The 14,484-nt window shown below is 44.6% G+C and carries 12 protein-coding genes; 7 read left to right on the top strand and 5 right to left on the bottom strand.

Features of this window, described 5'->3' with window-relative positions; genetic code table 11:
- Positions 1 to 14: 14 nt before the first annotated feature.
- The 4 genes from N480_RS08325 to N480_RS08310 all read left to right on the top strand — a co-directional run bounded on the left by N480_RS08325 (position 15) and on the right by N480_RS08310 (position 5,722).
- Positions 15 to 1,397 carry a sigma-54-dependent transcriptional regulator gene (locus tag N480_RS08325; RefSeq protein ID WP_063372053.1) on the top strand — a complete coding sequence of 461 codons (1,383 nt, stop codon included), beginning with the start codon at positions 15 to 17 and terminating at the stop codon, positions 1,395 to 1,397.
- A 2-nt stretch (positions 1,398 to 1,399) separates the two neighbouring features.
- Positions 1,400 to 2,704: a sensor histidine kinase gene (locus tag N480_RS08320; RefSeq protein WP_063372052.1), complete on the top strand. Its 1,305-nt coding sequence runs from the start codon at positions 1,400 to 1,402 to the stop codon at positions 2,702 to 2,704.
- A 90-nt stretch (positions 2,705 to 2,794) separates the two neighbouring features.
- A complete protein-coding gene (locus tag N480_RS08315; RefSeq protein WP_063372051.1) occupies positions 2,795 to 3,541 on the top strand; it encodes a LytR/AlgR family response regulator transcription factor in 747 nt (248 codons plus the stop codon).
- A 159-nt stretch (positions 3,542 to 3,700) separates the two neighbouring features.
- A complete protein-coding gene (locus tag N480_RS08310) occupies positions 3,701 to 5,722 on the top strand; it encodes a hypothetical protein (protein WP_063372050.1) in 2,022 nt (673 codons plus the stop codon).
- A gap of 27 nt (positions 5,723 to 5,749) precedes the next feature.
- On the opposite strand, the gene N480_RS08305 is transcribed toward N480_RS08310, so the two are convergent.
- Positions 5,750 to 6,046, bottom strand: coding sequence for a DUF6482 family protein (locus N480_RS08305; RefSeq protein ID WP_063372049.1), 297 nt, complete (start codon positions 6,044 to 6,046; stop codon positions 5,750 to 5,752).
- 178 nt (positions 6,047 to 6,224) lie between these two features.
- Here N480_RS08305 and N480_RS08300 point away from each other — a divergent pair, with 178 nt between their 5' ends.
- The 3 genes from N480_RS08300 to N480_RS08290 are packed head-to-tail and all read left to right on the top strand — an operon-like array spanning position 6,225 to position 8,843.
- Entirely contained in the window at positions 6,225 to 7,517 is a 1,293-nt protein-coding gene (locus N480_RS08300; RefSeq protein ID WP_063372048.1) for a LysM peptidoglycan-binding domain-containing protein, read from the top strand.
- Positions 7,518 to 7,530: 13 nt separating this feature from the next.
- Positions 7,531 to 8,205, top strand: coding sequence for a hypothetical protein (locus N480_RS08295; protein WP_063372047.1), 675 nt, complete (start codon positions 7,531 to 7,533; stop codon positions 8,203 to 8,205).
- On the top strand, positions 8,193 to 8,843 hold the full coding sequence (locus N480_RS08290) for a glycoside hydrolase family protein (protein ID WP_063372046.1): 651 nt from the start codon (positions 8,193 to 8,195) through the stop codon (positions 8,841 to 8,843). Before N480_RS08295 ends, N480_RS08290 begins: the two co-directional genes overlap by 13 nt.
- Here the strand turns inward: N480_RS08290 and thpR are convergent.
- From thpR to N480_RS08270, 4 genes are all read right to left on the bottom strand, one after another.
- Positions 8,833 to 9,354 carry an RNA 2',3'-cyclic phosphodiesterase gene (gene thpR / locus N480_RS08285; protein ID WP_063372045.1) on the bottom strand — a complete coding sequence of 174 codons (522 nt, stop codon included), beginning with the start codon at positions 9,352 to 9,354 and terminating at the stop codon, positions 8,833 to 8,835. The genes N480_RS08290 and thpR overlap by 11 nt on opposite strands.
- Positions 9,354 to 9,872: a hypothetical protein gene (locus tag N480_RS08280; RefSeq protein WP_063372044.1), complete on the bottom strand. Its 519-nt coding sequence runs from the start codon at positions 9,870 to 9,872 to the stop codon at positions 9,354 to 9,356. The genes thpR and N480_RS08280 overlap by 1 nt, the downstream gene beginning before the upstream one ends.
- 113 nt (positions 9,873 to 9,985) lie before the next feature.
- Positions 9,986 to 13,132 carry a lantibiotic dehydratase gene (locus N480_RS08275; protein WP_063372043.1) on the bottom strand — a complete coding sequence of 1,049 codons (3,147 nt, stop codon included), beginning with the start codon at positions 13,130 to 13,132 and terminating at the stop codon, positions 9,986 to 9,988.
- 10 nt (positions 13,133 to 13,142) lie between these two features.
- Positions 13,143 to 14,366, bottom strand: a complete 1,224-nt coding sequence (locus tag N480_RS08270; protein ID WP_063372042.1) for a lanthionine synthetase C family protein — start codon at positions 14,364 to 14,366, stop codon at positions 13,143 to 13,145.
- Between the last annotated feature and the right edge of the window lie 118 nt (positions 14,367 to 14,484).

Genomic DNA, 14,484 nt, shown 5'->3' with positions numbered 1-14,484 from the left:
ATTGAGTCGCCGGCATGGAAAAGCAGGGAACTATACTGATCGTGGATGACAATACAGATGTATTGCTCGCCGCTAAGCTGCTACTAAAGCAACATCACAAAAAAATCCTCACCACAGACAACCCTTTTGACGTAGAAGGGTTACTTAACATCCATCAAGTAGATGTCATTTTACTCGATATGAATTTTAACCGAGATGCAATTAGCGGGCAGGAGGGGTTTTATTGGCTCAAGAAAATTCATGAACAAGAGCCCTGTATTGCAGTGGTATTGATGACCGCTTATAGCGATGTGCAGTTGGCTGTTGAAGCCATCAAAAATGGCGCGACAGACTTTATTGCCAAACCTTGGCAAAACGACCAATTATTGACCGTCGTTGCTACCGCACTCGCCCACGCGCAAGACAAGCAAGCGATTCATCAACTCTCGCGACAGACTCAAGGGCTGAGTCAGGCACTTAGCCAATCCCAAAGTAAGTTTATTGGGCAAAGTGATGCGATGTTACACGTTTTTGATACCCTGCATAAAGCAGCCAAAACTGATGCCAATATTCTAATCACAGGAGAGAGCGGTACGGGCAAAGAATTAACAGCGCATGCTATACATCAACAGAGTACCCGAGCACATATGCCATTTATCAGCTTAGATATGGGGGCCGTCTCGGGTAGTTTGTTTGAAAGTGAGCTATTCGGCCACAAAAAGGGGGCATTTACCGATGCAAAAACGGATAGAGTTGGTCGTTTTGAATTAGCTCATGGTGGCACCTTATTCTTGGATGAAGTAGGTAATATGCCGCTTGATCAACAAGTGAAATTGTTAGCAGCATTACAAAATAGGCAAATCACCCCGGTTGGCGGCAATCAACCCATCGATGTCGACATTCGTTTGGTCTGTGCGACCAATGATGCCCTGCCACAATCAGTTGTAGATGGTCAGTTTCGTCAAGATTTATTGTATCGAATCAATACCATAGAAATTAACCTCCCCCCTCTACGAGAGCGAAAAGAGGATATTCCCTTGTTGGTTGAGCACTATATGCATAGTTACCAACAAAAGTATCGCCGCGAGCTGACACTTCCGCCCAGTGCGTTGCGGACACTGTGCGAGTATTCATGGCCGGGTAATGTACGTGAGCTTGCCCACACCATAGAACGCGCTGTTATCCTCTCTGAAGGTAAAGAGCTGGCGATCCACCATGTACTCATTGCATCTAATGCGCCAACGTCTGCGCAACCTGTCCATTTGCAAGAATATGACACGTTTGATTTAGATGTGCTTGAACAAAGAGCAATTCGGGCTGCATTAAAACACCATCAGGGCAATGTTAGTCATGCGGCTAAAGCATTAGGTTTGACTCGTGGCGCCATGTATCGCCGCTTAGAAAAGTACGGGCTGTAATCATGAACAGTCAATTTAAGGTGCTGATGGCGGCATGCAGTTTAGTTGGTATGGGTATGTTACTGCAGCTGGCTATTGTCACTTTCGGGCTCAGCGCCACCACGATTGTCATTACCTTTTCGGCAATATTATTGGCCGTTTGGCTTCACCATATTTTTCGTAAAGAAAAACGAGTACCTATGGAGTTGTTCCGAGCGCTTGCGAATGGTGATCACACCTTGGGGTTACCAAGTAACCATCCTTTACGCCAAGACTTTCGTAGCGCACAAGCACAAATGCAAGCTGCACAATTAGCAGCCGAGCAGCAAGTACAATTTATCGACGCCGTATTTAGCCATATGGATCTGGCTATGCTTATCTGTAATGATCACGGTCGAATCATCGAGCAAAGTGCTGCGGTCACAAAGCTGCTGGGCTTGAAAATCAAGCATATAGATGCCCTAGCAAGCAACAACCCGCAAATTAGTGACTTTATTAATAAGACGCTTAAAAACAGCCGTCAAACCTTCTCTTGGCAAAACAATGAGCTCCATGACACCTTGTATATACAGGTAAGTACACTGTGGATCCAAACTAAGTTATACAAAGTTATTACCTTGCAATCGATTAAAGAGGAGCTCAATGCCAAAGAGCAACACGCATACAAACAGCTCACAAAAGTACTTACCCATGAGGTCGCTAATTCAATCACCCCGCTCTCTTCAATGGCACAAACTTGCATCGCATTGTTGCCAGACTCATTGAGTTTTGATGAAGAAGAAGACAAGCAAGACCTCCATTTAGCACTGTCTACTTTGGCGTCAAGAAGTGCCCACCTAAGTGAGTTTATTCAAGAGTTTAGAAAGCTGAGTAGCTTACCTGCACCGCAGCTCACCACGGTTGATCTTGGCGAGCTCTTAAAAAATATTAAACAACTCTTTTGTATGCAGCATACCGGTGTGACCTTTATGACCGAAGTGCCAGACAATGCACGGTGTGTGCTTGATATTAATCAGATAGAACAAGTTTTAATAAATCTCTGTAAAAATGCAGTAGAGGCACTTGATATATGCGACCAAAACAACCCCATGATCACGTTGAAGATCATCAAAAATGACCGTAACAAGCTCTGTGTGGATATCATCGACAATGGCCCAGGGATCACCGAGCAGGCCCAGGCTATGATGTTTGTGCCCTTCTACACCACCAAGCAACAAGGCTCGGGCATTGGCCTGAGCCTGTCTAGGCAAATCATGCTGCAACATGGTGGTGAACTCGTGTATTTGCAAAAACCACAAGGAGCCTGTTTCCGCTGTATATTTGGTTAGCAATATAAGTTCATAATATCGTCGCAATAGTATGGGAAAGTGCCTGAAATTAGGTAAACTAACCCTGCGTTTCTGATTTAGGGTTATATGATGACAGAGCAATTAAAAAAGGAATGGGCCATTTCCATAGGAGGCTGGAGTGCACTGATCTTATTTTTAACTGGCACTTACATACTCTATGACTTTGCTATGCCCGCCTCTCAACAAATTAACAATCACCCCGCATGGGCATTGCAAGAATGGGGGATATGGTACTTGCTCACACCCATAATCTTCCGTCTCTTAGATCAATATCACAGCAAACAACAATTAACACATCAAAAGCTGATTGGTATTTTGGCGCTGATGCTGTGTATTTCTATGACATACCAAAGTATTTTCGATTTATTCGTCTTTGATGACAGCATCGCATACACCTTATTGTATTTTGCGCCGTCACACCCATTGGTCCTGTTCGTCATTAGTTATATTTGGCACACATTTTTACGGGCTGAGCACTGTATCGATAGCAGCATCGAGGTTGAGCGCGGCGCTAAAAAGTCACAGCTTAATTATGATGATATCACCCACATAAACTCAGCCAGCAACTATGTGGAATTTCATACCCAAGAGCAGCAATTTTTAAAACGCACGACGCTTAAACAAGTCGAGCAACAATTACCAGACTCGCAATTTATACGCACCCATCGTTCGCACTTGGTCAATCTAAACTTTATCGAGCGAATTCAAATTAAACCTTCTGGCAGTGGCCTAGTGCTGCTAAAAAACGGGCAATCTGTCGCTTTGAGTAAAGCGTTTAAACCAAAAGTTAAAGCGCGATTAAACAATGCCGCTTAGACACTTCCTATCCACTCATCCCTAAATTCATAGGGATGAGTGCACCGCATCGGTCCGCTCATCCCAAAGTGCGTCCAATAACCCCTAATACTTTGATTTAAGTAGTTTGTTTTTATCCAATAAGCGCAGGATTTTATGTAATTGGAAGCTTAAAAAGCCATGGAAAAGTCACTCAACAAACACTTATCAATGTTAGGGGTGCTCCTCTATACTGCGGCCGCCTCGGTTTCGGCGGCGCCTGAATATACAGATAGCCAAAGCACGATAGACCCGCCACAATTTGCAGTACTCAATTATGATGGTCAGGCACTAGAACAACTATATGGGCAAAATGCACTTGATAAAATTGAACAGATCCCAGGCTTTGCATTAGTGCAAAATACCGCCAGCCGGGGTTTGTCCGCCGCAGGAGGGAATGTACTGATCAATGGCGCTATGCCCGCTTCCAAGAGCGAGTCATTGAGCCAGATACTGAGCCAATTACCTGCCGCGCACATTACCGCTTTGCACTTCTACAGTACTGGGCATCCTTTTGGCAGTGTCAGCCAATATAATCAAGTGATCAATGTGCTCACACACACCAGTAGCATCACAACCAATTGGCAAGCACATAGCAAGCTAACTTCTGCTTACCAATCGTATCGCCCCAGTGAATTGGCAGCGCAGTTGTCTGTTCCCATGGATGTATGGCAACACCAAATCAACGTTCATTATCAGGATGATAGACATCAATCGGTATCCTCTATTGCGTCCCAATCTGCGCAGCAAGTTATCACCGAAGTGGGCTCTGAAGATTTTTTTGAAAAATTGAACAGCCGATTACTGTCGCTGAATAGCACCCGACAGCAAGCTGCAAACCGCTTAATACTCTCAGCAAAGACGCTGCAAGATGATTGGCAAACAGACTTTAGTAGACTCTATGACCGTATGCATCATCCGCTCACTCACACTTGGCAGTACAATGAATCCATTGATACGGTTGAATATGAATTCAGCGCCGACTGGTTGAAAAAATTAGCGCAGGGCAAGCAATTACAACTAGTTGCATTACAGAATAAGAAAACAACAAATAACCTTTCAGTCACCACAGAAACAGGTGAGCAAAACGACATTTTTAAGCAATACAAGTCACATAAAGAGCAAGTAATGCAGTTTCGCTTTGGCGCGCCGCACAGCCTTTTAAAGCCGGAGATCGGCATTGAAATCAGCCGTAATCAACTCGATGCCGTTACACAGGCCAGTGGTAGCCAAATTGCCAGTCGAGTGTCTGAAATTAGGTACCTACCATTTGTTGCGTTCACTTATACGATGAACAAACAATGGCAGCTTTATACCCGGCTCAATACAGAGCATACCAAGCTCAAGAGCATGGCGGCATCGACCCATCGTAGTGACCTGAATTTCGTAAAGCCGCTGGTACGCTTAAGTTATGAAAGCAAGCATAATTGGGACTTTGCACTCACAGCTAGGCACCATGTTGATCAACTCGACTTTCAGCACTTTGTGACCAGCCAAGATGCAGGGTTTGATCGCAGCCAGTCTGGCAATCACCGATTGCAACCGAGTAAATTCAGTGAATTGGCTGCGCAGCTAAATACCCGCCCAACGGACTCCCTCTTTATCAGCCTTAAGGTATTCAATCAGTGGCAAAAAGATATTCATGAGATAGTTACGCTGACAAATGGCAGCGCGGGCCTTGGCAATGCAGGCAATGCGACGCTTTTAGGGAGTACGTTCTCTGCGACTTTGAACACAGATAACTTTTTATCGGGTAGCCAGCTGTCGCTTGACTACGAATATTCAACCGCACGTTATCACGATCCGCTTACAGGTACTCGCGCAACGACAGGGTTAACACCACATAGTGCCAGCATAGAATTTAGACGCGACATGCCAAATTACAGCTGGGGCGTAGACATTAGTCTCCCTGAGTCTGCGACTTATTTTTATCAAGATGAAATCTTTGTCGAGCGCGATCACACTGAAATAAATGCGTTTGGTGAATATTCTTTGTCCAACTCACTGCGCGTCAAAGTCACAATAAACGCGCTAAATTCGGCAAAATATACCTATACGCAAACCTATTTCGACGCAAAGCGAGGTGACATATTCGATGGGGAAACTCGTTTTGATGAACAGGTGCAACCGGTGGTCAAACTGTCTTTGACAGGCACCCTATAACACGGGGCGTTTACGCCCCAATTCTATCTAATGGACGAGTGGCAACTTAAATCGACAGTGCCCATCGCTGACACTGCCTACCATTTCGTCGTAGGCGGTTTCCATATCAAAAGTGGCTTCTTTGGCTCCAAGCTCAACCAGCTCAACCTCAGCTTCACGCAGAGAGTTATATGTGACGATTTTCCCCTGTTTATCGGTGATTAGATGATAATTACCTAGCACATCTAACCCACCAGCGAGGTAATGGTTAGAATCTGCGTAACTCAAAATGACGGGATCCATGTAGCTGTGCTCAAATTGCTCTTTCAATTCTGTGCGGTCCATAAAAATACCCCTTACTGAATGGAACTACTTTACTTAAACGCAACAAACCCAATTTTAGTTCAAAAAAACAGCAATCACTATGTAAGACCTTCAACTTGTACCAGTTTTTTTAACTTGTCTATTTATTTCATAAGCTTATAAAATAGCAGTACAAAAACAACAATAAAGGGACTGAATCATGCTCAAACGTCTATTGCTCATCTCCACTATACTGATGCTCACAGCTTGTCAGTCAACTCAGGTAACAGAGGAAGTCCATGATGTTCCATCAGAAATACCGGAATATCAAAAGACCAGCAGCCACCAAAGCGCGACGGCACCACAAGACATTAATACTGATAGTGCACCTCCTACTGCGCCAGAAGATGCAAAAGATGTGTGGCAGCGTATACGCCAGCAGATTAGCTTCGCGCCATCAGAGCACAGCAGAGTAAAAAAGCGTATAGAGTGGTATTTAAAGCACCCAAACTATATGCACACAATCAGCGAACGCGCAGAGCCCTTGCTTTACTACATCGTGACTGAAATCGAAAAACGAGGTTTACCCATTGAATTAGCGCTGATGCCGCTCATTGAAACTGATTTCGATATGCAAGCCTATTCTCATAAACACGCCTCAGGACTTTGGCAACTCACCCCACTTATTGCAAAACATTATGGTCTTAAAATAAACCCTTGGTACGATGGTCGCCAAGATCTAATAGACTCAACCAATGCAGCGCTGGACTTTCTCACTTACTTACACCGTCGCTTTGACGGCAACTGGTACCATGCTATTGCGGCATATAATACCGGAGAAGGCCGCGTATTTAGAGCAATAGAAAAAAACCGTAAAGCAGGAAAATCAACGGACTTCTTTGCATTAGAATTACCGCGACAAACTCGCCATTATGTACCTAAGTTACTCGCTGCAACCCAGCTACTTAAGCAGCAGCTGATGAATTTTCCAGCCATTGCGAATGCACCTGCGATCTCTGTGGTTTCACTACCCAACGCCACCATACTCGACAACAGTCCAGAATGGTCAATGCTGGCAGAACTGAATACGGGTTATGCCCGCTTTCCTGCGCTGCTTGGCGGCCCTAATCGACTGATTATGCCCGCTAATAAAGTAGAAGATTGGCAGCTCTACGCACAAAACCTGCCGACTATGCCCAATGAACAATGGCAATCCTATACCATACGTCGCGGTGATAGCTTGAGTGTGATCGCACAGAACTACGGATTGAACGTATCGCAACTAAAGTCTTTCAACCAATTACGTTCAGACAAAATTCGCGTTGGCGACAAGTTGATCTTGCCCATCCTCGCAGATCAGCAGTACACCTATACGGTCAAATCGGGTGACAGCCTATGGCGTATCGCCAAACAATTTAACGTCTCAGTGAATAAACTCAAACAATGGAATCAGCTATCTCACTCCACCTTGCAAATAGGCAAGCGGCTCACCATTTTCTTAGCCGCGCCATAATAGGAAGCCAGAGATGTCCACTGAACAGCCAGCAGAACATAATAACGCTGTAAAATTGAAGAAGTTTAAATGGCGCCTTTCTCGTTCGAAGATGAACAGCATATTGGCGCTCTGTGCAATTTTAATCTCCGCGGCTTCTTTTTATGCCACTTATATGCAAGCAAAAGCGGCACAAGAGCAAGTCGCAGCAGCAGAGCGACAGCTTTACGCAGAAACTTGGCCTTGGTTACAAGTGAGCTACAGTGACTATGACCTTGAGGCAGATCGTGCTCGTATGACGGTCAAAGTCACTAACTCAGGCACCGGCCCCGCGCTAATAAAATCCATGCAATTTGAGTTTCAAGGCACAACATATCAAAACCTCAGAGCATTATTAAATGACTGCTGTAGTCTCGATGCCTACAAAGCGGCCTTGACGGAAGTACAAGCCGATAACAACAACATTAATTACATGAAAAAATTTGGCTGGTACGTCACCAGTAACCCCAATAATGCACTATTGGCAGACGGCAATGATTTAGTTTTGTTTGCAATGACTCGCAGTAACTTTAACAGCAACCTATGGGAAAAAATCAGTGAGATGGTACCTGATATCGAGGTAAATACTTGCTATTGCTCCCTACTCAAGCAATGCTACACAGTTAACAAGGCATCAGAAGTCAAAAAGGTTGCGAAGTGTTCCAGCTAAAAACATTAGACCGCCACTTAGCCGCTAAACATATCTGTTTATATGAAGGCGTTATTGCCCACCTATACCTTGATACACGTGGTAATGTAACCCTAGGTGCTGGCTTTCTCATTGACGATGCAAAAATGCTGGCGAAAATCACTTTAAGAGAAAAGTCGACAAAGAAAGCGGCGAGCAGAGACCTTAAAGCGCAAGAGTTTGCCACGATTTCAAAACTCCCAGAAGGGCGGCGCGCTAGTTGGTATGAGCAACACTGCCAGCTATATTTGCCACACGAAGAATGCTTAAAGCTGCTGGATAAAAAGTTGAGCGCTTTCGAGTGTGAGCTAGACACTTTATTTTGTTCTGAAAACGGTTACATTCCTTTCAAAAAAATGCCCAGTCATGTTCAGTTGGCACTCCTTGATATGGCCTATAACCTTGGTACCCCAAACCTGAGTCGAGCGTGGCCAAAATTACTCAACGCCATACGAGCTGAGAATTGGTCAGCCGCCGCAGATGAATGCCACCGTAAGCATGTCAGTGCTGCGCGAAACAAAGCAACTGCCAAGTTATTTCGTCAAAGTGGCTCTGTGAGCATCATACGCCGACTCGCGCATTTTTTACTAACCCAACTCAGCCAACGTATTAAGCGCTGAGACCAAATGAGGCTATTGGCGTATAGTGCAAACCATCTTGTAACGTATGCGAATGATACAAGTGAAAGTTTGACACTGTCAGCGTAAAGGGCTCTATAGATGCTCGCACTTGAGGTATCGGTTTATGATTACGAAACAACGTAATATGTGGTGAATACGCATACGGGTTGGTATACAGTTGCCATTGTTCTGAAATATCTCGTAGTGGCGCAGCCAAGCTTTTCAAAGCTTCGCAAGGTGATGGGGATAAATAAAAAATACCATTGTGTGACCAGTAGCCTGATTGTGCAAAATGAAGTTCAAAGGGCGCACTGTCAATCTGGCTTGCAAAATCAATCAATGCGTCGGTTGTGGGTGTGTCCACTTGTGCTAAAAAGGCTAGTGTGACGTGCCAATTTCGCGACAAAGTCGGCGCTTTACGATACGCCACTGAATCGTCTAGCCATCGCTGAATTACATCCGTTGCTGGACTATCCAAACCGATCCCAAAAAATAACCTTCGCGTTGACATCACTTAAACTTAACTTGTTTGTTGCTCGGACGATAAGTTCTTTGCTCAGGGTTAGTCCACTTGCCATTTTTTAGGTATTGCGTCGAAACGGTGAATGCGCCATGTTTGAAACGACTTGTCGACTTCACTTCAGTAATACCATCTTGATTCCCTTCAACGGACTCATAAGCGACAAACTCATGCTCACTGACGACCTCGATTCTGCCCGAAGTGTAAAAGCCCGCAGTGGTAAAATAATAGAAGACAATACTCTGCTTTGCTTTATCCCAAAACAGCAAAGACTCACCACCATAGGCACCGTCATTAATCGAGTGCAATGTTCGAATGGCAGTGCCATTGAGTGCTCGCTCCCACTGACTTACATCTGTAACCGCAGGTTGCCCACTCGCCATTGAAAAGCTGGCTTGCCATGTTCCTAAGTACGGTTCAAACACCTTGAGTTCATCTGCAATGTTCGCCGCCCACGCACTTTGCACACACAACAATATACCGCCAAACATGCCAATTAAACGTCTCATCTCATTACCTTATTATGTAAAGTTATCTCTATATATAGCCATAGCGCGTAGCTTTAGCTCGTATTAGGCATAAAAAAAGCGCCTTAAATGCGCTTTTCATTATTTATTAAGGCTTACGCTTTTTTATCTGCAGAAAAATACTTACGACGCAGTAAATCATGAATAACCAGTTCTTGTTCACGGCCATAGGCTTTGAACATACGGTTGTTATGCATGTGCAGTAATGAGCTAAGCAAGGAGTTTCGAGTACAATTTAATTGCCCTTCTGCGATTTGTCGGTTAAGCACCTCAATCACAGGCGCAACGCTTGCTTGCCACTGCTCTAGAATAGCCAATATCGCGCTTTGCACTTCGTCACATTGCTGCGCTTGCTCTGGCACCAGCTTGATAAAATCGTCGTCCATCTGAGTTTGATATTCGCGATAACGGTTTCCTAGCTGCTTACGTAGCGCGCTCGTTTCATTAAACTCTCGGCCAAAGGCATCTCTAAGGTGGCTAACCAACTTGAGTCGTGCATCATCGCTATATTCAAACAAGTTAAGTAATCTATGCGTACAGGCCAAAGCGACGCGCCAACGGACATGTTCACCAAATGCGTCAATGAGCCCACACGTTTGCGCTATCAAACGGCTGTCATGCATAAACAATGACTCGACCAAACTCATCGACTCTGGACCACCATAGCGCTCTACTTCACGTTCATAGGTCATCAACTCCACTTTGTGTAGCTCGCCTGACTCTATTTTAGGATCCAGTAACGCATTTAAGCGTGGTAATAGCTGACCACATAGCAAACTAGGGTCACCATGAAAACGCAGTCGAATATGCCAATCTGGATCGCCATATCGAATAAAGAACCACTTGTCATACAGCTCCGAGTTTTGCTCTATCAGCGGCAAGAGTTCTTCGGTAAGCAGTTGCTCAACCAGTGAGTTACCAGAGTAGATCTTGAGACTAAGCCATTCAGAGCCTGCACTAAAGCGGCGTTTAATTGGGGCTGCGGTAATGTTGGCATGAGGGTCATCAGAGAAATGCGTATGCGTTTTTGCGTGCTCATTGATAAAAGGCACTATGACTTCATTGCTGTAATGCATACCCAAGTTATCTACCACGCGGGAACGATAGCTATTAGAGAGCACTTCTTTTAGCTCAACATTGGTATGGCCTTTTGTCTCTGCCAGCAAAATAGCGAACATGTCAGGGTTACGTAAATCAAGCTGTAATACATTGTCTGATATCGCAAAGCTCACTTGTGCATCCAGCGCATACTTGGCGATAAGCGCATCTAATTTTTCACGATTAAACTGCCCTTTTTTGCTTATGGCTTCTAGTTCAGTACGTTCAATACGCCAAACCTTTTCGCTTAAAATTAAATTATCTAACATTACGCGCGGAACGAAGGCTGCACGTTCGGTACTAGACGGCATTCTAAAGTGAGGCGGTCGTCCTTCTTGGCTTTGCAACATACACAAGAATTTATAGGCACTTAAACTGCGAGCTGAATAGTTATGCGCACTAGATAAACGCGGAATGACTTGTTTATCTAAGCGTTTACTCCAAAGCTTCACCTTTTGTCCTTCTACCCATACATGCAAATCGCTGAGCGGGATCTGATAATCTTCATCCAGTGAACTATCCGCCATAAAGACAATTTCATAATCTCTCAAGTGGGGGCGTGCAATCACGTTACCTGGTCGTCCCTCTGGCATATGAACCACTTCAGCAAAGACCACATTTTCACTGTGTGCCTGTTCTTGCTTCAAATGCTCTATCACGTCCTCTTTGAGCGCTGAATCAAGATGACAAAAACGCCCTAATAGGTTGGCTGATGAAGGGCCATAACACCCGTTAAACTTGTATACAGGGTGGCCTTTATCGTCTTCAAACAGACTCAACATAGTGCCAAACGAGAATGGAAAGTTTTGTACAGCCTCTTGGTTATTTACTTTGGATTTGAGCTCTTTGCTCTTAAGTACAACACAGTCTTTATCACGATTTTCAGGTAAGCTAAGGGCGCGCTCTACTAGATTTTCGATCATGCTGACTTCTGGCACAGTCGCTTTATTCGAGCCGCCACGCGCCAAGTTAAGACCCGCAACTAGCGGCGCTTCATACCCAGTTTCGGTGGAGATCCCAATTCCGGATTCATCATCCAAGATCACATCAAGAGGCACAAACTGACCTTCAAAACGGCTATTAAATTGGCTGATAAACTGGCTTAATCCACGAGCAGGCTCTGTGACGGTAAGGCCCGCTATCAACTCAAGTTGCTTTTGTACGCGCTTAATTTCCATTTCAGAGAGACTGCACTGCTCAAAAGCCCGATAGATGTCACTTTGGAAAAGCTTATTTTCTTCCGCTTTTACAGGTAAACTTTCTAAATGCGATAACAGTTGTTTATAAGGCGAAATTTCGCCGCTAGACGCTTCGTCCAATTTATCTATTTGCGATAACGCAGTTGCTAATTTGTCCGCTGCATCAAACTCTTTAATTTCTGAAATCGATTTCAGTAATGCATGATCTGGTGAATCTCCCGTGAGTGGCAATGGTATATCAGCGAGTAAAACGCCTTCGTCGATAAGGTCTTGAATATAGCTTTCAACTTCCTCTTGATCTGCCTCAGGGTAATGGCCCGCAAAGCGTGACACTAGCTCGTTGAAACTTATCCCAGGTTTCGCAAGTGCCAGTGCAAACCTAAAGTATTCGTCACTTTCCACCGCACTTAATCGGTATTGCATGGTGTCATCAGAGAGATATGTTTCAATATAGCGACACTGCTGTGCGACAAAATAGTGGGATGAGTTAGGTTTGTAAGTTAAGTTGTCAGAACGAGAAGCATGCTTGATAAAGTGCTCCTTCAAAGCCGATAAATAAAACATATCTAAGCGTGTTTTACGGCTATCATTGCGATGATCAGCGGGAGTTAATGCGGTATTAGCTGCGACAATGCCCTTGTGAATACCTGAAAATAACCCGAATGGTGTGGGTCTTGAGCACATGCGCACCATGTATTTAATCAGTGCATGGGCAACCTTTTTACCTTGTTTAGAGTCGGGTTTAGTGCGCCACAGTTCAATGCGTTCCAGTAGTGATGGGCTGGCTAAGTAGATCGCTTCTTCAACACCCGGCGTCGCAAGCCAAGCGCTTAATAGTAAGTTGGTATCTGCGCCTTCTTCACCAAAAGCAGATAACTGTTCAAGGGCTAATCTTGGTGTACGAATTACAAAAAAGTTGTCGTTTTTTAGTTGTTTTGTAGACATGTACTTCTCCTTAAGACATCAGTAGGCATTCAGTCCAGCTTGAATCACCATTCAACAAGCTAATAAACGCACAACCAATACCGGCATATCCCATTAAAAAACCAAAGTCTTCTACATGGACTTTCTCTACTCCATTGTATGAATAGAATGCTTTGACGCCGTCTTCGCGGAACTTTTCAAGGCTGTATTCAAGCCAAAAAACACTTCTGGCTTTAAGCTCTGGATGTGGCATCAACTCATCGAGTAAATTGAAAATCAGGGCTAAACCAACGAATCCATGGCATACACCCGCATCGTTAATGTAGCCATCAACAGCACCGCGTTTACAAGCATGAAGAGCGACCTCTAATGCATGCTCAACATAGCTTGGGCGATCGAGTGCTTTACCTGCTCGGGCTAATATCATGGCAATAGTCAAATCACCGTAACACCACCCCAATCTAGAGTGTTCATCTGAACCTGCACACGAACCATAGCAAGAGTGACGCTCGCTTTCGTTATCGCTGTTATTTTGATGTGCGATTAACCAGTCACATGCCCCAGACAATAATTTGCTGACTCGCGCATTCAGAGAAGGGATATTGTGTGCAGGTAAAAGAGCCGCAATCATACCTGGAACCCCGTGTGCCAAACCAAGGTTAAACTCCGGTTTGTCTTTGTCATCTGTATCAAATCGATACACAGACTCCGCAGGTTGAGACCAAGCGATGTGGCCATTGTCAAAATACGTTGCTGTACTTTCAAGGCCCGCAACGATTGTGCTGTATAATTTATGCTGCTCAGAATATTTGGCGCGGCGAGCCGCGTACGGTGCATAACCGCTCAAGCCGAGTACCATTTCAATCTCACCGGGCCAAGGGTCATGATCGAGTGCCTGAGCGAATAGTTCGTCGACATCATCTAGTAGCTGCGGGTCATAGTCTTCTTGATCTGCTTGGTTAAAATACTCAAGTACCCAGGCTTGCCCCGCAAGGCCATTACTTAGTTCAAAGCTTTGATCGGTGAGTTGCTCTTGTAACGCTTCTAGCATATCGCTGAATACAGCTTCATCCACCATACTTTGGTCAAATTGATAAGCGTTGAATAAAAACAAGAGCTGGCCCGCAATACCACTCAAAAGGCCATTTTGGTGTGCTTGCCCTGATTTAAGATTGTCACTCACGCGGCTTGCCAAGAGCGCGATGATCTCCGTTACTTCCTGACGTTGGTTGTCTGTGATAGATAGCTCTGCCATGATCTTCCTTAGATAATAAAGCGTTATTCTTTTTGTTTTATCAATAGAAACTAACTGAAATAAATACACAGCTCAACAGTTAATATCCATTCAAATGTTTATTGAGTTAGGTTGTTTA

It is taken from the genome of Pseudoalteromonas luteoviolacea S2607 (genome assembly GCF_001625575.1).
In the GTDB taxonomy this organism is placed as follows: domain Bacteria; phylum Pseudomonadota; class Gammaproteobacteria; order Enterobacterales; family Alteromonadaceae; genus Pseudoalteromonas; species Pseudoalteromonas luteoviolacea_E.
The sequence above is the reverse complement of the archived record's forward strand: the minus strand, read 5'-3'. Positions and strand labels throughout refer to the sequence as shown.

Coding starts and splice junctions, on each gene's coding strand:
- N480_RS08325 (WP_063372053.1), top strand. CDS start 15: ATGGAAAAGCAGGGAACTATACTGATCGTGGATGACAATACAGATGTA.
- N480_RS08320 (WP_063372052.1), top strand. CDS start 1,400: ATGAACAGTCAATTTAAGGTGCTGATGGCGGCATGCAGTTTAGTTGGT.
- N480_RS08315 (WP_063372051.1), top strand. CDS start 2,795: ATGACAGAGCAATTAAAAAAGGAATGGGCCATTTCCATAGGAGGCTGG.
- N480_RS08310 (WP_063372050.1), top strand. CDS start 3,701: ATGGAAAAGTCACTCAACAAACACTTATCAATGTTAGGGGTGCTCCTC.
- N480_RS08305 (WP_063372049.1), bottom strand. CDS start 6,046: ATGGACCGCACAGAATTGAAAGAGCAATTTGAGCACAGCTACATGGAT.
- N480_RS08300 (WP_063372048.1), top strand. CDS start 6,225: ATGCTCAAACGTCTATTGCTCATCTCCACTATACTGATGCTCACAGCT.
- N480_RS08295 (WP_063372047.1), top strand. CDS start 7,531: ATGTCCACTGAACAGCCAGCAGAACATAATAACGCTGTAAAATTGAAG.
- thpR (WP_063372045.1), bottom strand. CDS start 9,354: ATGTCAACGCGAAGGTTATTTTTTGGGATCGGTTTGGATAGTCCAGCA.
- N480_RS08280 (WP_063372044.1), bottom strand. CDS start 9,872: ATGAGACGTTTAATTGGCATGTTTGGCGGTATATTGTTGTGTGTGCAA.
- N480_RS08275 (WP_063372043.1), bottom strand. CDS start 13,132: ATGTCTACAAAACAACTAAAAAACGACAACTTTTTTGTAATTCGTACA.
- N480_RS08270 (WP_063372042.1), bottom strand. CDS start 14,366: ATGGCAGAGCTATCTATCACAGACAACCAACGTCAGGAAGTAACGGAG.